Annotated in this window: 18 protein-coding genes; 7 read left to right on the forward strand and 11 right to left on the reverse strand. The window is 64.7% G+C overall.

The window, feature by feature from the left end; translation table 11 throughout:
• The first annotated feature begins 210 nt into the window (after positions 1 to 210).
• Positions 211 to 2,160, forward strand: a complete 1,950-nt coding sequence (gene thrS, locus B3D39_RS20505; RefSeq protein ID WP_078542725.1) for a threonine--tRNA ligase — start codon at positions 211 to 213, stop codon at positions 2,158 to 2,160.
• Between the two features lie 229 nt (positions 2,161 to 2,389).
• A complete protein-coding gene (locus B3D39_RS20510) occupies positions 2,390 to 2,596 on the forward strand; it encodes a cold-shock protein (RefSeq protein WP_075775516.1) in 207 nt (68 codons plus the stop codon).
• A 91-nt stretch (positions 2,597 to 2,687) separates the two neighbouring features.
• On the opposite strand, the gene B3D39_RS20515 is transcribed toward B3D39_RS20510, so the two are convergent.
• From B3D39_RS20515 to proS, 5 genes are all read right to left on the reverse strand, one after another.
• Positions 2,688 to 3,011: an arsenate reductase family protein gene (locus B3D39_RS20515; RefSeq protein ID WP_078542724.1), complete on the reverse strand. Its 324-nt coding sequence runs from the start codon at positions 3,009 to 3,011 to the stop codon at positions 2,688 to 2,690.
• Entirely contained in the window at positions 3,008 to 3,691 is a 684-nt protein-coding gene (locus tag B3D39_RS20520) for an ABC transporter ATP-binding protein (RefSeq protein ID WP_078601838.1), read from the reverse strand. Before B3D39_RS20520 ends, B3D39_RS20515 begins: the two co-directional genes overlap by 4 nt.
• Entirely contained in the window at positions 3,684 to 4,976 is a 1,293-nt protein-coding gene (locus B3D39_RS20525; protein WP_286790043.1) for a lipoprotein-releasing ABC transporter permease subunit, read from the reverse strand. Before B3D39_RS20525 ends, B3D39_RS20520 begins: the two co-directional genes overlap by 8 nt.
• Before the next feature lie 146 nt (positions 4,977 to 5,122).
• A complete protein-coding gene (locus tag B3D39_RS20530) occupies positions 5,123 to 5,641 on the reverse strand; it encodes a hypothetical protein (RefSeq protein ID WP_286790044.1) in 519 nt (172 codons plus the stop codon).
• A complete protein-coding gene (proS, locus tag B3D39_RS20535) occupies positions 5,628 to 6,965 on the reverse strand; it encodes a proline--tRNA ligase (protein WP_274963901.1) in 1,338 nt (445 codons plus the stop codon). Before proS ends, B3D39_RS20530 begins: the two co-directional genes overlap by 14 nt.
• Positions 6,966 to 7,201: 236 nt before the next feature.
• Between proS and B3D39_RS20540 the strand changes: the two genes are divergently transcribed.
• Genes B3D39_RS20540 through B3D39_RS20555 form a run of 4 tightly spaced genes read left to right on the forward strand, consistent with a single transcriptional unit; the run spans position 7,202 to position 12,827 of the window.
• Positions 7,202 to 8,344, forward strand: a complete 1,143-nt coding sequence (locus B3D39_RS20540) for an AI-2E family transporter (RefSeq protein WP_286790045.1) — start codon at positions 7,202 to 7,204, stop codon at positions 8,342 to 8,344.
• Between the two features lie 2 nt (positions 8,345 to 8,346).
• Positions 8,347 to 9,021 (forward strand): DnaA ATPase domain-containing protein, encoded by a 675-nt coding sequence (locus B3D39_RS20545; RefSeq protein ID WP_078547466.1) that lies wholly within the window; start codon positions 8,347 to 8,349, stop codon positions 9,019 to 9,021.
• Positions 9,022 to 9,071: 50 nt separating this feature from the next.
• Positions 9,072 to 11,237 (forward strand): RNA degradosome polyphosphate kinase, encoded by a 2,166-nt coding sequence (locus B3D39_RS20550; protein WP_078522846.1) that lies wholly within the window; start codon positions 9,072 to 9,074, stop codon positions 11,235 to 11,237.
• Between the two features lie 39 nt (positions 11,238 to 11,276).
• The gene (locus tag B3D39_RS20555; RefSeq protein ID WP_078547470.1) at positions 11,277 to 12,827 is read left to right on the forward strand and encodes a Ppx/GppA family phosphatase; all 1,551 of its coding nucleotides are present in this window, start codon (positions 11,277 to 11,279) and stop codon (positions 12,825 to 12,827) included.
• Here the strand turns inward: B3D39_RS20555 and B3D39_RS20560 are convergent.
• The 5 genes from B3D39_RS20560 to B3D39_RS20580 form a co-directional block, all read right to left on the reverse strand.
• Entirely contained in the window at positions 12,824 to 13,252 is a 429-nt protein-coding gene (locus B3D39_RS20560; protein WP_274963456.1) for an AAA+ family ATPase, read from the reverse strand. The two genes, B3D39_RS20555 and B3D39_RS20560, sit on opposite strands and share 4 nt — an antisense overlap.
• Before the next feature lie 44 nt (positions 13,253 to 13,296).
• Positions 13,297 to 14,304: an endonuclease/exonuclease/phosphatase family protein gene (locus B3D39_RS20565; RefSeq protein ID WP_274963455.1), complete on the reverse strand. Its 1,008-nt coding sequence runs from the start codon at positions 14,302 to 14,304 to the stop codon at positions 13,297 to 13,299.
• Positions 14,304 to 14,990: a TerB family tellurite resistance protein gene (locus B3D39_RS20570; RefSeq protein WP_274963457.1), complete on the reverse strand. Its 687-nt coding sequence runs from the start codon at positions 14,988 to 14,990 to the stop codon at positions 14,304 to 14,306. The genes B3D39_RS20565 and B3D39_RS20570 overlap by 1 nt, the downstream gene beginning before the upstream one ends.
• A gap of 249 nt (positions 14,991 to 15,239) precedes the next feature.
• Complete coding sequence (gene scpA / locus B3D39_RS20575) at positions 15,240 to 17,369, reverse strand: methylmalonyl-CoA mutase (protein WP_078606120.1); 2,130 nt, start codon at positions 17,367 to 17,369, stop codon at positions 15,240 to 15,242.
• On the reverse strand, positions 17,341 to 18,270 hold the full coding sequence (locus B3D39_RS20580; RefSeq protein ID WP_274963454.1) for a hypothetical protein: 930 nt from the start codon (positions 18,268 to 18,270) through the stop codon (positions 17,341 to 17,343). The genes scpA and B3D39_RS20580 overlap by 29 nt, the downstream gene beginning before the upstream one ends.
• A gap of 178 nt (positions 18,271 to 18,448) precedes the next feature.
• On the opposite strand from B3D39_RS20580, the gene B3D39_RS20585 reads away from it, so the two are divergent.
• Positions 18,449 to 18,925 carry a DUF4174 domain-containing protein gene (locus B3D39_RS20585; RefSeq protein ID WP_274963453.1) on the forward strand — a complete coding sequence of 159 codons (477 nt, stop codon included), beginning with the start codon at positions 18,449 to 18,451 and terminating at the stop codon, positions 18,923 to 18,925.
• A 98-nt stretch (positions 18,926 to 19,023) separates the two neighbouring features.
• Here the strand turns inward: B3D39_RS20585 and B3D39_RS20590 are convergent, their stop codons facing one another.
• The gene (locus tag B3D39_RS20590) at positions 19,024 to 21,027 is read right to left on the reverse strand and encodes an acetyl-CoA carboxylase biotin carboxylase subunit (protein ID WP_286790046.1); all 2,004 of its coding nucleotides are present in this window, start codon (positions 21,025 to 21,027) and stop codon (positions 19,024 to 19,026) included.
• Positions 21,028 to 21,070 lie beyond the last annotated feature (43 nt).

The raw sequence follows: 21,070 nt of genomic DNA on the forward strand, positions 1-21,070 counted from the left end.
TTTTTGCCAACACGAACGCGCACGAGGCTTTCAGCTTCGGCTTGGCCGAAATATCCCGGGGGAGCGCGCCAGCGCGGGGGCGGAGCCCCCTGCGACATCTCCCCCTGCCCCGCCCCATTGACAGCCGCGCGCGAGCCGCGCAAAAGGCTCGGGAACCATATATCCCGCAACCGGGCGTTCCGTGGGCGCCAAACCGACGAGGAGGACGACATGTCCCAGATCTCCCTCACCTTTCCCGATGGCAATTCGCGCGACTACGACGCGGGCGTGACGCCGGCCGAAGTGGCCGCCTCGATCGCACCGTCGCTGGCGAAGAAAGCGATCTCCGCGCAGGTCAATGGCGCGCATTGGGATCTGCAATGGCCGATCCAGGAAGACGCGCAGATCGCCATCAACACGATGCAGGATGACGGCCCCGCGCTGGAACTGATCCGCCACGACCTCGCCCATATCATGGCCCGCGCCGTGCAGGAGCTCTATCCCGGCGTGAAGGTCACGATCGGCCCGGTCCGCGACAATGGCTGGTTCTACGACTTCGACCGCGAAGAGCCCTTCACGCCGGAAGACCTCGGCGCGATCGAAAAGAAGATGCGCGAGATCATCAACGCGCGCGACGCCATCAAGACCGAGGTCTGGAGCCGCAAACACGCGATCGACCATTATCTGGCGACGGAAGAGCCCTACAAGGTCGAGCTGATCAACCGGATCCCGCAAGGCGAGGACATCCGGATGTATTGGCATGGCAACTGGCAGGATCTCTGCCGGGGCCCGCACCTACAGCATACCGGTCAGGTTCCGGCGGATGCGTTCAAGCTGACCCATGTCGCGGGTGCCTATTGGCTCGGCGACAGCTCGCGTCCGATGCTGCAGCGCATCTATGGCGTGGCCTTCAAGACCAAGAAGGATCTCAACGCCTGGGTCACGATGATGGAGGAGGCCGCCAAGCGCGACCACCGCAAGCTCGGCCGCGAGATGGACCTGTTCCACATGCAGGAAGAGGCGCCCGGCCAAATCTTCTGGCACCCGAACGGCTGGACCATCTACACCGCGCTGCAGGACTACATGCGCCGCAAGCAGCGCGATGACGGCTATGTCGAAGTGAACACGCCGCAGGTGGTGAACCGCAAGCTCTGGGAAGCCTCGGGCCACTGGGAGAACTATCAGGAGAACATGTTCATCGTCGAAGTCGACGAGGATCATGCCCGCGAGAAGACGGTCAACGCGCTCAAGCCGATGAACTGCCCCTGCCACGTGCAGATCTTCAATCAGGGCGTCAAATCCTATCGCGACCTGCCGCTCCGCATGGCCGAGTTCGGCTCCTGCGCGCGCTACGAGCCCTCGGGCGCGCTGCACGGCATCATGCGCGTGCGCGGCTTTACGCAGGACGACGCGCATATCTTCTGCACCGAGGATCAGATCGAGGTCGAAACCGAGAAATTCATCAAGTTCCTCTCGGGGATCTATGACGATCTCGGCTTCACCGACTGGCGCATCAAGCTGTCGACGCGTCCCGAGAAGCGCATCGGTAGCGATGAGAGCTGGGATTACACCGAAGCCGCGCTCGGCAATGCCTGCAAGGCCGCTGGCTACGACTACGAAATCTTCGAAGGCGAAGGCGCGTTCTATGGGCCGAAGCTGGAATTCGTGCTGACCGACGCGATCGGGCGCGACTGGCAATGCGGCACGCTGCAGGTCGACACCAACCTGCCCGAGCGGCTGGATGCGGAATTCGTGGGCTCGGATGGCGAACGCCACCGCCCCGTGATGCTGCACCGCGCAGTGCTGGGCTCGTTCGAGCGTTTCATCGGCATGCTGATCGAGAACTTCGCCGGCAAGATGCCGCTCTGGCTCGCGCCGCGTCAGGTGGTCGTGGCGTCGATCGTCTCGGACGCCGACGATTACGTGCTGGAAGTGACGTCGAAGCTGCGCGCCGCGGGCATCCGCGCCGAGGCCGACACCCGCAACGAGAAGATCAACTACAAGGTCCGCGAGCATTCGCTCGGCAAGGTCCCCTATATCTTCGCGATCGGGATGAAAGAGGTCGAGGAACGCACCGTTTCGGTCCGCAAACTCGGCGATACCCGCACCTCCACGGTGGCAATCGACGAGATCGTCGAGCAGCTGATCACCGAATCGACGCCGCCCGATTTGCGCGGATAATTGCCGCAAATTCAGGCCGATCCAGAATTTTCACAGACCTGTGAGGGGCTTGCGCCCCTCACGGAATGTCATTGCATTTTTGCAATTCTCGGAGAGACTTGAATATGCGTGTGTTACAGACTTTCCTACCGCCTCGCTTCTGAAAAAGGCAGCCGGAAGACCCGAAAGAGACTGGCTGCACGGCCCGGACGCAATATCGCGCCGGGAGACTACGAAGGAGAAGACGGTAATGGCCACTGGCACCGTGAAATGGTTCAATTCCACCAAGGGTTACGGCTTCATCGCGCCCGACGAAGGCGGCAAGGACGTGTTCGTGCACATCTCTGCTGTCGAGCGTGCGGGTCTCAAGGGGCTCGATGACAATCAGAAGATCCAATATGAGCTGCAGTCGGGTCGCGACGGCCGCTCCTCGGCATCGGATCTGGTCCTGCTCTGATCTTAGGATCGGACGGTGAGGATTTGAAACGGCGCGCATCGCGGGATGCGCGCCGTTTTTCTGTCTCAGTCTTCGATGAGGGGCTCCCCTCTCAGAGCCACTCGGCCTGCGTGGCCTTCGCCCAGCCCAGCGTCAGCTTGTCGCCCTCGCGGATCACCGGGCGCTTCATCAGCGCGGGATGTTCGCCCAGCAGATCGGCGACGGGCTTTTCGCGCTCGCCTTCGGGCAGGTTGCGCCACGTCGTGGAGGCGCGGTTGACGATCTTGTCGCCGAAGGCCGCCTCGAATTCCGCGACCTCGGCCCCCGTCAGAGGCTCCGCCCGCACGTCGTGAAACTCCACGTCGCGCCCGGCCGCTTCCAGCGCCTTGCGCGCCTTGCGCACCGTGTCGCAGGTCGAAATCCCGTAAACGATCATATCCCCTCCTCCAGCGCGCCGTTATCCAGATGCAACACGCGGTCCATCTTGGCGGCGAGCTCCATGTTATGCGTCGCGATCAGCGCCGACAGGCCCGTCTCGCGCACCAGCCCCATCAGCACGTCGAACACAGTGTCAGACGTGGCGGGATCGAGATTGCCCGTGGGTTCGTCGGCCAGCAACAGGCTCGGCCCGTTCGCGAGCGCCCGGCAGAACGCCACACGCTGCTGCTCGCCACCCGACAGCGCCGAGGGGCGGTGATCCATCCGGCCCGCCATACCGACGCGGCTCAAGAGGTCCTTGGCTCGCTCTTCCGCCGCCTTGCGGCTGACGCCATTGGCCAGCTGCGGCAGCACGATATTCTCGACCGCCGAGAACTCCGGCAGCAGGTGGTGAAACTGGTAGACGAAGCCCAGCTTCTCGCGCCGGGCCGCCGTGCGCTTGCCATCGCGCGCACCGGTCAGGTCCTCGCCATCGATCAGAACCCGACCGGAATCGGGCGTGTCCAGCAGCCCCGCGATATGCAGAAGCGTCGATTTCCCCGCCCCCGAAGGCGCGACCAGCGCCACGACCTGCCCTTTCGGAATGGTCAGATCGAGACCTTTGAGCACCGTGATCTCGTTCGGCTTGCCCCGGTTGTAGCACTTTTCCAACTGTTCGCAGATCAGAACGTCACTCATAGCGCAGCGCCTCCACCGGGTTCATGCGCGCAGCTCGGCGCGCCGGGAAGATGGTCACGATGAAGCTCAGCGTCAGCGACAGCGCCACCGCCTTGGTCACGTCCCAGGGCTGCAATTTCGCGGGCAGATGATAGATGCCGCGGATCGACGGATCCCAGGCATCGCCGCCATTGAGCCAGTTCACGAAGCCCATGACGTGGTCGATATTCACCGCGAACAGCACCCCGATCGCCAGCCCCGCAAGCGTTCCGATCACCCCGGTGAACGCGCCACAAAGAAAGAAGACCCGCAGGATCGAGCCCTCGCTAAGCCCCATCGTGCGCAGGATGCCGATATCGCGGCCCTTGTTCTTCACCAGCATGATCAGCCCCGAGGTGATATTCATCGAAGCGATCAGCACGAGGATCGAGAGGATGATGAACATCACGTTATCCTCGACCGAGAGCGCGCGCAGGAAACTCGAGGACGCGTCCTTCCACGTCCACAAAAGCGTGCCCTTGCCGCTCGCATCCATGATTGCGGGCTCCCATTCGGCGATGCCTTCGGGATCGGCCACGTCGACGTCGATCTCATCCACCCCGCCCTCGCGGTTGAAGAAGCCCTGCGCCTCCTTGAACGGCATATAAAGCCGCGTCTGGTCGATATCATACCGCCCGGCCGAGAAGACATACGAGACCTTGTAGGCGTTCACCCGCGGGCTCGTGCCGGACGGCGTCTTGGCCCCGTTCGGCGAGATCACCTTGACCGTGTCGCCCACCGTCACGCCCAAATCGCGCGCCATCCCGATTCCGATCGCGATGCCTTCACCGTAATTGTCGATATCGCCCTGCGCGTCGTCGGAATGGGCGATATTTGGGATGTTCTTCAGAACCGACAGCGCCAGCCCGTAGACATCCGCCACGTTGGAGCGGTCGCCGAAGCTGACCATCGCCTGACCGCGCACCGCCGGGGCTGCGCTCACCACGCCGGGGATCGCCTTGATCCGCTCGGTGCGCGCGGCATAGTCGCGGATCAGCTTGGAATAGACGCCCGAGCCCTCGGCCACTTCCATCGGTGCGGAATAGACCGTGATCTGCGGGTTCGAGCCGACGATGGTCGAGACGAACTCGGCGCGGAAGCCCGCGCGCACGGCAAGCGTCGCGATCAGGGCGGCCACGCCAAGCGCGATGCCGATCAGGGAAATCCATGTCATGACCGAGACGCCACCCTCGGCGCGGCGCGCGCGCAGATAGCGCCATGCGATCATGAACTCGAAACGGGAAAACGGGGCAGTGCGTGCGGCCATCGGCTCCATCCACGAAAATTCGGCGCAAGCTGGCGCGGCGGGGTCGAAAGGTCAAGCCTGCGCCCGGTCATAGCGGCGAGAGCGCGCCTGTCTCGGCTTGGTCGAAATATCCCGGGGGAGCCCGGAACGGGCGGGGGCAGAGCCCCCTATTTGCAGCCCAGCGTGCCGGGCACATCGGCCAGAAGCGGCGCCATGCCCTCGGCCAGATCGGCGGGGTAATCGGTCTGCACGGAGGCGAGCACCGCCCCACCCCCGCAATCGAGCCGCTCGGTCTTGCGCAGCGTCACCTTGCCAAACGAGTCCTTGGAGCGGATTGCGAACCCGTCCTCGGTCACATCGTCCGACAGCACCGTATCGCCATCGAGCAGGATCGTGTGCAGGAGCTGATCATGCGCAGCCGCCAGATCAGACCCCTGATCAGCATGGGCGCGCAGCGCGACATGGGCGGTCTTGTGCGGGTCGATATCGGGGGCGGAGAACAGGATCCCGCCCCCCGGCATCTCATCCGACGTCCAGCCCTGCGGCACCTTCGCCGAGATGCCAAGCGCCTCGCTCGACCACGCCACGAGGCCCTGCTGCGCACCCTGCCCCGTGCCTTCTGCCAAAGCGGGCCCGGCGAGCAGGCCCGCCGCGACCGCAGCAACGATCAGATCAAAGCCCCGCATAGATGCTCACGATCTTCTCGACCGCCTCTTCCGCCGGCATCTCCTCGCTCTCGCCGGTGCGGCGGCAGGTCAGTTCCACCTTGTTCGCCGCGATCCCGCGCGGACCGACGGTGATGCGCCACGGCAGCCCGATCAGGTCCATGGTGGCGAATTTCGCGCCTGCGCGCTCTTCGCGGTCGTCATAGAGCGGGTCGAGCCCGTGATCGAGGAACGCGCGATACAGCGCCTCGCAGGCGCTGTCGCAGCTGACATCGCCCTGCTTGAGGTTGACGATACCGACATGGAACGGCGTGACGCCCTCGGGCCAGATGATGCCCTTCTCGTCGTGGTTCGCCTCGATCAGCGCGCCGACGAGACGGCTCACGCCGATCCCGTGCGAGCCCATATGGACCGGAACCTTCGAGCCATCCGGGGTCTGGACACTCGCGCCCAGCGCCTCGGAATATTGCGTGCCGAAATAGAAGATCTGACCGACCTCGATGCCGCGCGCGACGCGGCGACGTTCTTCCGGGACCTCGTTGAAGGCCGCCTCGTCATGGGTCTCGTCTGTGCGGGCATAGCGCGAGGTGAATTCTTCCAGCACGCTTTGGCACTGATCGACGTCGTCATAATCGATCTCGCGGTCGCCGAAGGTGAGATCGGTGATCTCGCTGTCGTAGAACACTTCCGACTCGCCCGTTTCGGCCAGCACGAGGAATTCATGGGTGTAATCGCCACCGATCGGGCCGCTATCGGCGCGCATCGGGATCGCCTGCAGCCCCATGCGCTCGTAGGTGCGCAGGTAGCTGACGAGGTGGCGGTTATAGGCGTGCAGCGCGTCTTCCTTCGACAGATCGAAGTTGTAGCCGTCCTTCATCAGGAATTCGCGGCCGCGCATCACGCCGAAACGCGGACGGATCTCGTCGCGGAATTTCCACTGGATTTGATAGAGCGTCAGCGGCAGCTGCTTGTAGCTCGACACATGCGCGCGGAAAATATCGGTGACCATTTCCTCGGCGGTGGGCGAGTAGAGCATATCGCGCCCCTGCCGGTCGGTGATGCGCAGCATCTCCTCGCCATAGCCGTCATAGCGGCCCGACTCGCGCCATAGATCGGCCGATTGCAGCGTCGGCATCTGGATCGCGAGATGGCCGGCGCGCGCCTGCTCTTCGTGCACGATCTGCTCGATCCGGCGCAGCACCTTGAAGCCCATCGGCAGCCAGGAATAGATCCCGGCCTGCTGCTGCTTGATCATGCCCGCACGCAGCATCAGCCGATGCGAGGCGATCTGCGCCTCGGCGGGGGTTTCCTTGAGAACGGGAAGAAAATAGCGGGACAGGCGCATGAGCGGTCCTTCGAGGGTTGGTGTCAGACGTTGCGTTTGGCCTAGAGGAAACGGGGGCGTTGGGCAAGATGGTGGCGCAGGTTGCGGGTGTCGCCTATGAGGGGGCTCCGCCCCCGGCGCATCCGCGCCTCCCCCGGGATATTTCCGCCAAGAGGAAGGGGCGCGTGCGCCCGCACTTGATTTCCCACCGCATTTCGCCACGTTAAAGCGAACGCATCACTGACGAAGGACCGCGCATGGCCCTGCCTGCCCGCCAGCAAGTCACCTATTGGTCCGTCGCCGCCTTGGTGCTGGTCCTGTCGCTGTGGTGGCTGGGCAATGTCATCCTGCCCTTCATCATGGGCGGCGCGATCGCCTATTTCCTCGACCCGCTGGCAGACCGGCTGGAGAAGCTGGGGCTGAGCCGCGCGGCCTCGACCGCGATCATCGGGCTGGTGACGGTTCTGATTTTCGTCGTGCTGGCGCTGGCCGTGGTGCCGATGCTGGCGCGGCAGTTGGGACAGCTCGTCGCCCTCGCCCCCGATCTTCTGGCCTCGTTGCAGGCCTTCCTGAACGAGCGTTTCCCCAATCTCCTGCAAAACTCGGTCGTGAACGACACGCTCAATACGCTCGGCACCGCGATCAAGGCACGGGGCGGAGAATTGGCCGCGACCCTGCTGAGTTCGGCGATGACGCTGGTAAACGTCATCATCTTCATCGTCGTGGTGCCCGTCGTGGCCTTCTACATGCTGCTCGACTGGGATCGGATGGTGGCGAAGGTCGATGGCTGGCTGCCACGCGATCACGTCCACACGATCCGCACCATCGCCCGCGATATCGACCGGGTGCTCTCGGGCTTCGTGCGCGGTCAGGTCACGGTCTGCCTCGTGCTCGGCGGCTTCTACGCGATCGCGCTGATGGCGGCGGGGCTCGATTTCGGGCTGCTGGTGGGCTCGGTCGCAGGCGCGCTGACCTTCATCCCCTATATCGGGGCGATCATCGGCAGCGCGCTCGCCATCGGCCTCGCGCTGTTCCAGTTCTGGGGCGAGTGGTTCAATATCGGCATCGTCGCGGGCATCTTCGTGCTCGGTCAGTTTCTCGAAGGCAATTTCGTCACCCCGAAACTGGTGGGCGATTCGGTCGGGCTGCATCCGCTCTGGCTGATCTTCGCGCTGTCCGCTTTCGGCACTTTGTTCGGTTTTGTTGGTATGTTGGTCGCCGTTCCCGTCGCTGCGGTGATCGGAGTGGTTGCGCGCTTCTTCATCGACCAATATCTGCAAGGGGCGCTTTACCGAGGGCAAACGGAGCGCGAGCCGACAGCCCATTCGCCGATCTCTCTCATCAACGAGGAGACCGGGGAAGTGACGGGCGCGACCGAGACGACCGAACACGAGAGCTGAGAATGGCCGAGCAGTTGACCTTCCCGCTGCACCTGCGTTCCGCGCAGGGGCGTGAAGACTTCTTCATCTCGCCAGCCAATGCGCTGGCGGTGACGACCCTCGATGCGCCCGAAACATGGCCGCTGGGCCGGATGATCCTGATCGGGCCGGAAGGCGCGGGCAAGACGCATCTCGCGACGATCTGGGCCGATGAACAGGGCGCCGACATCCTGCCCGCGCGCGAGCTGACCGAAGAGATGGCCCCTGCCCTCGTCGCGAAAGGCGCGACCGTGATCGAACGGGCCGAGAGGATCGGCGCGGATGAGGCGGGCCAGCGCGCGCTGTTTCACCTGCACAATCTGATGCAGGCCGAGGGCGGGCGTCTTCTGCTGACCGCGCGCACGCCTCCGCGCGACTGGGGGATGACCCTGCCCGATCTGATCAGCCGGATGGAGGCGACCGCGACGGTGCGGATCACACCGCCCGATGACGCGCTGCTGGCGGCCGTGCTGGTGAAGCTGTTCTCGGACCGGCAACTGACCGTGCCGCCGAACCTGATCGGCTGGCTGGTCACCCGGATGGACCGCTCTCTGGCGACTGCGCGCAAACTGGTCGCGGCGCTCGATCGGCAGGCGCTCGCGCAGCGCCGTGCGATCACCCAAAGACTGGCGGCGGAGGTTCTGGACAGTCTCGACTGAGCCGCGCAAACTGTCACGGAGCCATTACAAAATCCAACGATAAGCGCGCCATGACCCAAGCAGATTTCCTCAAGACCCCCTTCCCCACGCCGATCACGCTGCCCGAGTCGGAGATCAGCGGACCGGGCCGGTTCTTCAACCGGGAACTGAGCTGGCTGGCCTTCAACTGGCGGGTTCTGGAAGAGTCGCGCAATCCGCGTGTGCCGCTGTTGGAGCGTGTGCGCTTCCTGTCGATCTCGGCCACGAACCTCGACGAATTCTACACCGTGCGCGTGGCGGGCCTGATGGAGCTCGTGCGCGAAAGCAACGTTAACGCCTCCGATGACGGGCTGACTCCGGCCGAGCAGCTGGAAAAGATCAACGCCAACGCCCGGCGGCTGATGGACACGCAGCAGGCGACGTGGTCGGCGCTCAAGCGCGAAATGGAGCGCGAGGGCATCCATGTCGTGAGCCGCTCGCGGCTGACCAAGCGCGATCTCGACTTCCTCTCGGACCACTTCCTCAACAACGTCTTCCCGGTGCTTTCGCCGCTGGCGATCGACCCCGCGCACCCCTTCCCCTTCATCCCGAATACCGGCTTCTGCCTCGCGCTGGAGCTGGAGCGGGAAAGCGATCAGCGCCGGTTGCAGGCTCTGCTGCCGATCCCCGCGCAGATCGACCGCTTCGTGCGACTGCCGGGCGAGGCGCGGTTCCTGCCGCTCGAGCAGCTTCTAATGCTGCATCTGAGCTCGCTCTTCCCGGGCTACAAGGATGTGGGCTCGTGCTCGTTCCGGGTGCTGCGCGACAGCGATCTGGAAGTCGAGGACGAGGCCGAAGACCTCGTGCGCGAATTCGAGACCGCGCTGAAGCGCCGCCGCCGCGGGCAGGTTATCCGGATGTCGGTCTCCCCCGGCGCGCCCGAGGACTTGCAGGCGCTGGTGATGCGCGAGCTGCATGTCGATCCCGACGAGGTCGTCGAAGAAAAGGGGCTGGTCGGCATTGCCGATGTGAAGGAACTGATCCTGAACGAGCGGCCCGATCTGCTCTGGCCGACCTTCACCCCGCGCGTGCCCGAACGCGTGCAGGACCACGAGGGCGACATGTTCGCCGCGATCAAGCAGAAGGACATCCTTCTGCACCACCCCTACGAGACCTTCGATCTCGTGGTGCGCTTCATCGATCAGGCGGCGAACGACCCGAACGTTCTGGCGATCAAGCAGACGCTCTATCGGACGTCGAAGGACAGCCCCGTGGTGTCCTCGCTCTGCGAGGCGGCGGAGAACGGCAAGTCGGTGACCGCTCTCGTGGAGCTGAAAGCCCGGTTCGACGAGGCCGCCAATATCCGCCAGTCGCGCCGTCTGGAGCGCGCGGGTGCTCATGTCGTATACGGGTTCATCAACTACAAGACCCACGCCAAGATCTCGACCGTCGTGCGCCGCGAGGGCGACCATCTCGTGACCTACACCCATTACGGCACGGGCAATTACCACCCGATCACGGCGAAGATTTACACCGACCTGAGCTTCTTCACCTGCGACGCGGCACTGGGGCGCGATGCGACGAAGGTCTTCAACTACCTCTCGGGCTATGTGCAACCCGAGGGTCTGGAGAACCTCGCGATCTCGCCGATCACGCTGAAGCCGCGCCTGCTGGACCTGATCGACCGCGAGATCGAACACGCCAAGGCGGGCAAACCGGCGGCGATCTGGGCGAAGATGAATTCGCTGATCGAATCCGACGTGATCGATGCGCTCTACAGGGCGTCGCAGGCGGGGGTGAAAATCTCGCTCGTGATCCGCGGCATCTGCGGCATCCGCCCCGGCATCAAGGGCCTGTCCGAGAATATCCGCGTCAAATCCATCGTCGGGCGCTTCCTGGAGCATTCGCGCATCGTGTGCTTCGGCAACGGCCATGCCCTGCCGTCGAACGACGCGCGGGTGTTCTTCTCCTCCGCCGACTGGATGGGGCGCAACCTCAACCGCCGGGTGGAAACGCTCGTGGAGGCCAAGAACCCCACGGTGAAGGCACAGATCGTCAGCCAGATCATGGCGGCGAACATGGCCGACGAGGCGCAGAGCTGGATTTTGCAGCCCGACGGCAAGTTCATCCGCCACCTGCCCGACGATCGCGAGGACCTGTTCTCCTGCCACCGGTTCTTCATGGAATACCCCTCGCTCTCGGGCCGGGGTTCCGCTGGGGCAAGCGACGTTCCCGAACTTGCCCATAGCTTCGACTAGCCCTAGCTTTGGGTGCGAACGACTCGAACGGACGGGCAGATGAGCAAAGACAAAGCGGCGCCGGCGGTTGATGACAGCGACGATTGGGATCCGTTCGGCCAGCCTCTCTTCGATGACCCATCCGTGCGCGCGCTCTCGCGCGTCGGCGTCGTCGATATCGGCTCCAACTCGATCCGGATGGTGGTCTTCGATGGCGCGGCGCGCAGCCCGGCCTATTTCTTCAACGAGAAGGTCATGGCGGGTCTCGGCCAAGGTCTGGCGGAGACCGGCAGGCTCAATCCCGAGGGCCGCGAACGCGGCCTGACCGCGCTCAAACGCTTTGCCGCGCTCGCCGAGGGGATGGACATCGGCCCGCTCACCTGCGTCGCCACCGCCGCGATGCGCGATGCCGAGGACGGCCCCGAGTTTCACCGCAAGATCGAGAAAGAGACCGGCCTCAAGGTCCATATCGTCGACGGGCTCGAAGAGGCGCGGCTTTCGGCGCAAGGGGTGCTTCTGGGCTGGCCCGAGGCAGAGGGCCTCGTATGCGATATCGGCGGCAACTCGATGGAATTGGCCGAGATTCGCGGCGGCAAGGTCTGGCGTCGCGCGACCTCGCAGCTCGGCCCTTTCCGCCTGCAGCAGATCTCCGGCGGCAAGAAAGCGATCACCGCCCATATTCAGGCGACGATGCAGGAGCTGGCCGAGAAGGTCGGCACCGAGCACGAACGCATCTACCTCGTCGGCGGCTCGTGGCGCGCCATCGCACGTCTCGACATGGAGCGGCGCGACTACCCGCTCCTCGTGCAGCACGAATACCGGATGAAGCCCGACGAGCTGGGCGAGACGATCGAGTGGATCGGCAAATCCGACATGGAGAAGCTGCGCGCGAAGACCGGCACCTCCTCGGCGCGGATGGAACTCGTCCCGCTGGCAAGCCAGGTGCTGCGCGAGTTGATCGCCACCTTCGAGCCCAAGGAGATCGACGTCTCCGCCTATGGGATCCGCGAAGGGCTCCTTTATGAGCAGATGCCCGAACGGCTGCGCCGCCGCGATCCGCTGGTGGAAGCCGCGCGCCATACCGAGCGCGTGATGAGCCGGATGCCCGGTTTCGGCAAGAAGCTCCACGCCTTCATCGAACCGATCTTCGGGCCGCTCCCGCCCGAGAAATTCCGTCTCGTGCGCGCGGCCTGCCTGCTGCATGACACGACGTGGCGCACGCATCCCGATTACCGCGCCGAGGCCTGTTTCGAGAACGTCACCCGCGCGAATTATTCGGCCATGTCCCACCCCGAGCGGATCTGGCTCGGCGTGGCGCTGCTGCACCGCTACAAGAACTCGCGCGGCGGATCGCGGCTGGAACCGTTCCTGCCGCTGCTGACGGAAGAGCAGATTCAGGAGGCCGAGGTTCTGGGCAAGGCGATGCGCTTCGGCTCGATGTTCGCGACCCACAGCCCCGCCGATGCGGGCGAGCTGAAATATTCGGCCAAGAAGGGCGAGCTCGAATTGAAGCTGACCAAGCGCGGCAAGGCGCTGATGGGCGAGGTTGCCGAGTCGCGCTTCCGCTCGCTTGCGAACGCGCTGAAGGCCGAACCGATCATCACGGATTAAAGCTCGATACCGCCCTCAGGGATCTCGATGGGCCCGCCCTGGTTCGGCGCGTCCTTTTGCGGCGCGTCCTCCGGCGGCTCGGTCATCAAAGGCGGCGGCGGCGGCGCGTCCGCGTTGCGCCGCATGATGATATCGCCATTGGGCAGCCGCTCGGGCGCGCCGTAATTCGACATATCGTCGACCAGCGCGAGGAATTGGCGCAGCTTCGGCCCCAACTGGGCCGCGGCCTCCCCCAAGCCTTTCTGCATCTCGTCGAGCTGCGGTTTCATCTCATCCATCAGCCCGCGAAACAGCGACTGCGCGCCCTCCTGCAGCAACGAGAATCCGCGATCGACATCGCCGCCAGCGTCGCCGCCCACCTCCTGGGCGGAGACGGGCGTTGCCAGAAGGGCGAGCGAGAGAGCGATGACGAGCGGCTGTTTCATAGCTCCGATCCTACGCTGAAGCGGCGCGAAAATCACGCCCCCGATCAGTCGATATCGACCGAGACGGGAAAATGATCCGAAGCCTGCAAAAGCGCCTCGCGCAATTCGGGCACGCGGTAGATATGGGGGTCGTCAAACGGGTGCCAGATACGCCATTTCTTCGCCCGGGCCGCCAGATCGGGCGAGAGCATCACATAATCCAGCATGGCCGAGAAATACTGCTTCTGATCGACGAGGTAGAACCGCGCGGAACTGGGGGCTGCGGCGGTATGATGCGCTTTCGACAGCCGCGCATGGGGATCGTGAAGCCGCTCCGCGTCCGGGCCGCCCTCGCCCGCGACGATCTCCACGCCAGAGCGTCCGAACAGCTTCTCGTATTCGTCGAGCCCGGGACCGTCGTTGAAATCGCCTAGCACGATCAGGCTGTCGCCCGCCGCCAGATGTTCTTCCACGCGGCCCCGGATCCAGATCGACTGCGCCAATTGCTTGCGCCGGTTCTCGATCGCCATGCGGGTGGCTGTCTCTAGGCTCGTCGCCCCATGCGGGGCTTTCGATTTCACATGCACGCCGATCAGCCGAAGCACTTCCCCGCTCTGCGTTCCCAGCGCGACTTCGAGGGGCGGCTTGGAAAAGGTGACCGTATCCATCCGCGCATCGATATCGAGGTCGATCCGCAGGCTGCCATCGAAGCGCGGCCACGCCTCCGAGCTTTGCGGGTCATGCCGCGCCGTCACGACATCGGGGTCATAAAGCAGCGCCAGTTCCTGCTGCGTGTCGTTGGAAAAGCCCAGAAGCGCGCGACGCTGGCGCAGCCCGAACCGCTCCGCGAAGCCTTCGAGCATATCCACCGTCTTGTGGCGATGATTGTCGTCGGGCGCCTCGACGACCAGAAGCACATCGGCCTCCAGCGCGCTCATCACGATCGCGATCGCCCCGGTCTGCTGGCTGCGCGTCACATTGTAGCGCGCCGACCATTCACTATCGTCGAGAAGCGTCCCGTTGCGCGCGAAAAGGCTGTTGAACCACTCGATATTCCAAGTGGCGATCCGCATCACGCCTCCGCATGGCTGGCGCGGATTTCCTCCCAGGCCTTGTTGAGTGCGATCACCCGCGCCTGAGACAGCTGCACGGCCTCCTCAGGCAGACCACGGGCAATCGCCCGGTCGGGATGGGCCTCGCGCACCTTGTTGCGCCAGACCTTGCGCACCTCGGGAAGCGGTGTGCCCGGCTCGACCTCCAGCACGCTCCACGGATCGGGATCGGCATCTTCCACGAAGGCCGAACGCATCGCGCGGAAACAGCATTCCTCGAGCCCGAAGATCCGCGCGACCTCCAGCAGGAAGGCATCCTCGCCCTCGTGGTAATCGCCATCGGCCAGCGCGATGAAGAACAGCCCTTCGAGCACGTCTTTCAGCACGTCTGCGCCGGGGCCGAACATGTTGGCGATCTTGCGGGCATAGGCGTCGAAGCCCGCCACATCGGTCCGCGCCATGTTGAAGACGCGCGCGGCATTGGCTTCCTCTTCCGGAGGGATCTGGAAAATCCGCCGGAACGCCGCCACCTCGTCGCGCGTGACCTGCCCATCGGCCTTCGCCATCTTCGCCCCGAGCGCGATCACCGCGATGGTGAAGGCAACCGAGCGTTCCGGCGGCTGGCGGAGATTGTCGAAGACCGTCGACAGCGCCTCCCCCCGCCCGAGAGCGGAGAGCGCCTGCGCTATACGCGACCAAAGGGAGATGGGCTTGTCCATGGTTCAAGTCTAGCCGCGCTGCGGCGGAAATGCACCCGCGCAAATCCGCCCTGTGATTAAATCGTTGTAATGTTTTGAAATGACTGGCGGCGCGCAGAGTTCCCCCGCGCGCCGCCCAAATTCAAAGCAAAGCCCGAACTTCGCCTTGGTCAAAATATCCCGGGGGGCGCGTCAGCGCGGGGGCAGAGCCCCCTCGCCCGTGCCCCCTCCCCCGTGAGCCCCTCCCCCGTGAGCCCCTCAGGCCCGCGCCTGACGCACGATGTCGAGGATCTCGCGCGCGGCCAGCGGGATGTTGGTCCCCGGCCCGAAGATCGCCTTCACACCGGCCTTCTTGAGGTAGTCGTAATCCTGCTGCGGGATCACGCCGCCGCAGATCACGATGATATCCTCGGCGCCCTTTTCCTTGAGCGCCTCGATCAGTTTCGGTGCCAGCGTCTTGTGACCGGCCGCCTGCGACGAAATCCCGACCACATGGACGTCATTGTCGATCGCGTCCTGGGCGGCTTCTTCCGGCGTCTGGAACAGCGGGCCCACATCGACGTCGAAGCCGATATCGGCGAAGGCCGTCGCGATCACCTTGGCGCCGCGGTCGTGGCCGTCCTGCCCCATCTTCACCACCAGCATCCGCGGGCGGCGGCCCTCTTCCTCGGCGAAGGTCTCGACGTCCTTCTGGATCTGGGCGAAGCCCTCATCGCCGTCATAGGCCGCGCCATAAACACCAGCCAAAGTCTTCACCTCGGCGCGGTGACGTCCGAACACCTTTTCCATCGCCATAGAAATCTCTCCCACAGAGGCCCGGGCGCGTGCAGCTTCCACCGCCGCTTCGAGCAGGTTGCCACCCTCGGAGGCGCGGCGCGTCAGTTCCGTCAGCGCCGCCTCGCAGGCCGCCTCGTCGCGGCTGGCCCGCATCTTCTCAAGCCGCGCGATCTGGTTGTCGCGCACCTTCGCATTGTCGATGTCGAGGATATCCAGCTCGTCCTCGGTCTCGCGGCGATACTTGTTCACCCCGACCACGACATCCTCGCCCCGGTCGATCAGCGCCTGACGCCGGGCGGCCGTCTCCTCGATGCGCAGCTTGGGCATGCCCGAGGCCACGGCCTTCGTCATGCCGCCCATCTCCTCGACTTCCTCGATCAGCTCCCAGGCCTTCTCGGCCAGTTCCGCCGTGAGGCTTTCGACGTAGTAGGAGCCCGCGAGCGGATCGACCACGTTGGTGATCCCGGTCTCTTCCTGCAGGATGAGCTGCGTGTTGCGCGCGATCCGGGCCGAGAACTCGGTGGGCAGCGCGATCGCCTCGTCCAGCGCGTTGGTGTGCAGCGACTGCGTACCGCCAAGCGCCGCCGACATCGCCTCGTACGCCGTGCGGATCACGTTGTTATAGGGGTCCTGCTCGGCCAGCGAGACGCCCGAGGTCTGGCAGTGGGTGCGCAGCATCGAGCTTTGCGGCTTCTTCGGCTCGAACTCTTCCATGATCCGGCTCCACAGCAGGCGCGCCGCGCGCAGCTTGGCGGCCTCCATGAAGAAGTTCATCCCGATCGCGAAGAAGAAGCTCAGACGGCCCGCGAACTTGTCGACATCCATCCCCGCCTTGATCGCGGTGCGCACGTATTCGCGCCCGTCCGCCAGCGTGTAGGCCAGCTCCTGCACGAGGTTCGCGCCGGCCTCCTGCATGTGGTAGCCCGAGATCGAGATCGAGTTGAAGCGCGGCATCTCGTTCGAGGTGTATTCGATGATATCCGCGATGATCCGCATCGAAGGCTCGGGCGGATAGATATAGGTGTTGCGGACCATGAACTCCTTGAGGATGTCGTTCTGGATCGTGCCCGACAGAACGCTGCGGTCATGGCCCTGCTCTTCGCCGGTGACGATGAAGTTGGCGAGGATCGGGATCACCGCGCCGTTCATCGTCATCGAGACCGAAATCTGATCGAGCGGAATGCCGTCGAACAGGATTTTCATGTCCTCGACGCTATCGATCGCCACACCCGCCTTGCCGACATCGCCCTCGACGCGCGGATGGTCACTGTCATAGCCGCGGTGGGTGGCGAGGTCGAAGGCCACCGACACGCCCTGCTGCCCGGCGGCGAGCGCCTTGCGGTAGAAGGCGTTCGACTCCTCGGCGGTCGAGAAACCCGCATATTGCCGGATCGTCCACGGACGGCCCGCATACATCGTAGCCCGCGGCCCGCGCGTGAAGGGCGACAGGCCCGGCATGGTGCCCAGATGGTCGAGCCCCTCCACGTCCTCTTCGGTGTAAAGCGGCTTGACCGCGATCCCTTCGAGCGTGTTCCAGGTCAGGTCCTCGAACGGCCTGCCACGCAGTTCCTTCTCGGCGAGGTTACGCCAGTCCTCTTTCTTGTCCGTCATGGCCAAATCCTTCTTCCACTGTCGCCGCGGCGGGTGTCTTCCCCGCGTCTTCGGCCGTCATTTCCACGAAATTCAGTCCCGGCGGCGCGCGGCGCAGCCAGGTCAGATCCTCCAGATAGCGGGCGGTCATCTGCGCGCGCTGCACCTGATCGAAAGGCATCCAGCGTCCCGGCCCCGCCGCGACGCGGTGCCCGGCGCGGATCAGCCCCTCACGCAGCGCCGCGCGGCCGGGAGCCGCGTTACGCCGTTTGCGGGCATCGAACAGCCCGGCAGGCAGGCCTTCGCCCGGCACAAGCGCCTGAAGCTGGGCCTGCGGCTCCGCCCCCAGCGCCTCATGGCTCCAGACCGTGACGGGCGCCCCAAGCGCGGACTGCGCCTGCGCGATCACCTCCGGCCAGCCGCGCGGATGATCGGCAAGCCGCGCAAGCCCGCGCGCATCGGGCAGCCCAGCGCCCCGCCCCGCCATTACCGACAAAACCGAGGACCACCACATATCATAGCGCCGCATCGACAGCGCCACGCCGCCCAGATGCTCGCCCAGCACCTGCCGCGCGCGCTCCAGCCGTCCTGCCGCATCCGGGTAGAGCGTCAGCATGTCCACGCATTGCGGCATCGCGCCCAGCAGGTTCTCCTCCGAGATCACCAGATGGCGCATCCCCTGATCGGCGAGCCGGTCCAGCTCGAACGCCAGCGCGGTTCTCAGCCGCGACAGCGCCGCCCCATCCTCGGGCGTCACCAGATCGGGGCGCTTCACCAGCCCCGAGAACAGCCCCGCCCGTGTCCGGTCCGGCCCCCAATAGGCGATCCCGCTTGCCGCCAACGCATCGGCGTTTTGCAGCATCCACGCCTGAAACGTCGTCGTCGCGGTGCGATGCGCCCCGATATGCAGAATGACATCCATGCCCGGCCCCCACGGCCCCGGGTCCAAGCGGCACCCCGCCGCAGCCCCGAAAACCCGGCGCCAGTCTGCACCGCGAGTCCTTGCGGGGCGCTTAAAGGCCGCATTTGGCGAAAATTCGCACGGTCCGGCATGGTGCGAGGGGGCTCGCGCGCATATATCAGGAACGAGAGAGGAGCCCATGACCCGTCTATTATCCCTTGGACTCGCTGCATTTCTTGCGCTGACGCCCTTTGGGGTCGCAGCCCAAGAGAGCACCGTCGATCTCGCCGTGGCAGAGCCCGAGGTCACGCCCCCCTTCGCACCGGTCGATGGGGCGGATGCGGATCTGGACGCGTTCGTCTGGCAGAAACGGCCCATCGTCGTCTTCGCCGACAGCCCGCTCGACCCCGCCTTCAAGGAACAGATCCGGTATCTGAAGGACCACTGGCCGGAACTGGCCCGGCGCGACGTCGTCGTCATCACCGATACCACGCCCGATCCAGCGAGCGACGTGCGCCGCAAGTTGCGCCCGCGCGGGTTCTCCCTCGTCATCATCGCCAAGGACGGCACGGTGAACCTGCGCAAGCCCGCCCCGTGGGACGCGCGCGAGATCGTCCGCTCGATCGACAAGATGCCGATCCGGCGCGACGAGATCCGCGAAGAGCGCGGCTTCTGACCACATCCCCGCACGACACCGCGCGCCAATAGATCGCGCCCCGCCGTGGCGGGGTGAGCCGGTCGCCCGGCCTCCCTATGCCACGGCGCGGGCGTCACTTATTCGAACTCCATGATGATGTCGTCGACGGCAAGGCTCGCGCCCGCCTCGGCGTTGATCTTCTTCACGGTGCCCTTCTTCTCGGCGCGCAGGATGTTCTCCATCTTCATCGCCTCGACGGTGGCCAGCGGCTGACCTTCCTGCACTTCCGCGCCCTCCTCGACCGAGATTTTCACGACGAGGCCCGGCATCGGGCAGAGCAGGAATTTCGAGGTATCCGGCGGCAGTTTCACCGGCATCAGCTGCGCGAGCTCGAACTGGCGCGGCGTGCGGACATGGACCTTCAGATCGGCGCCACGCACCCGGATGCGGAAGCCCATCGGGATTTTGCCGACCTTGAGGACCAGCGGTGCCCCGTTCACGCTCAGCTCGGCCAGCGGGTCGCCCGGGGTCCAGTCGCTCTCGACGCGCATCTCTTCGCCATCCTCGAAGATAATGGTGGAGCCGTTGCGATCCGCGTTCACCTTGAGCTTGAAATCCTCATCCTGCAGCGAGACCGCCCAATCCACGCCGACCTTGCGCTCGTGGTTGCCGAGCGTGCCGGAGATCTTCGTGCGCCGGATTTCGGCCACGCGCTCCATCGCCGCCGTGGCCGCCGCGACCTTGCGCAGCATCCCCTCGTCCAGCGTCACGCCGTTGAACCCTTCGGGATATTCCTCTTCGATGAAGGCGGTGGTGATGTTGCCGGTCACGAAGCGCTCGTGATCCATCACCGCGGCACAGAACGGCAGGTTGTGCCCGATGCCCTCGACCTCGAACATATCGAGCGCAAGACGCATCTCTTCGATGGCCTCACCACGGCTCGGCGCCCAGGTGCAGAGCTTGGCGATCATCGGGTCGTAGAACATCGAAATCTCGCCACCCTCGAAGACGCCGGTATCGTTGCGCACGATGCCGCCCGAAGCGGTCTTGCCTTCCACCGGCGGACGGTAGCGGGTCAGACGCCCGATCGAGGGCAGGAAGTTGCGATAGGGGTCCTCGGCATAGAGGCGGCTCTCGATCGCCCAGCCGTTGATGCCGATATCTTCCTGTTTCATCGGAAGCTTCTCGCCATCGGCCACGCGGATCATCTGTTCGACAAGGTCGATGCCGGTGATCAGCTCGGTGACTGGGTGCTCCACCTGAAGACGGGTGTTCATCTCGAGGAAGTAGAAGTTCTTCTCGCCATCGACGATGAATTCCACCGTGCCCGCGCTGCAGTAATCCACCGCTTTCGACAGGGCCACGGCCTGCTCGCCCATCGCTTTGCGCGTCTCGGGGTCGAGGAAGGGCGACGGCGCCTCTTCGATGACCTTCTGGTTGCGGCGCTGGATCGAGCATTCCCGCTCGTTCAGGTAGACGCAGTTGCCGTGCTTGTCGGCGAGCACCTGAATCTCGATGTGGCGCGGTTGCGTCACGAATTTCTCGATGAAGATACGGTCGTCGCCGAAGCTGTTCGCGGCCTCGTTCTTCGACGACTGGAAGCCCTCGCGCGCCTCTTCGGCATTCCACGCGATGCGCATCCCCTTACCGCCGCCACCGGCGGAGGCCTTGATCATCACCGGATAGCCGATCTCGTCGGAGATCTTCACCGCTTCGTCGGCATCCGCGATCAGGCCCATATAGCCGGGCACGGTCGACACGCCCGCCTCTTTCGCGAGCTTCTTCGAGGTGATCTTGTCGCCCATCGCCTCGATCGCGCCCGAGGGCGGGCCGATGAAGGCGACGCCCTCTTTTTCCAGCGCCTCGGCGAACTTCTTGTTTTCCGACAGGAAGCCGTAGCCCGGGTGAACCGCTTCCGCGCCCGACTGGCGGATCGCATCCATGATCTTGTCGATCACGATATAGGACTGGTTCGCGGGCGGCGGGCCGATATGAATCGCCTCGTCGGCCATCTGGACATGCAGCGCCTGCGCATCGGCATCGGAATAGACGGCGACCGTCTTGATCCCCATCTTCTGCGCCGACTTGATGACGCGGCAAGCGATCTCGCCACGGTTGGCGATCAGGATTTTCTTGAACATGTCAGGCCCTTCCCTTCCGGTGCGGGAGGGGCATCCCCCCGCC

The sequence above is a fragment of the Thioclava sp. UBA3469 genome, from assembly GCF_002378135.1.
Taxonomy (GTDB): Bacteria; Pseudomonadota; Alphaproteobacteria; order Rhodobacterales; family Rhodobacteraceae; genus Thioclava; species Thioclava sediminum.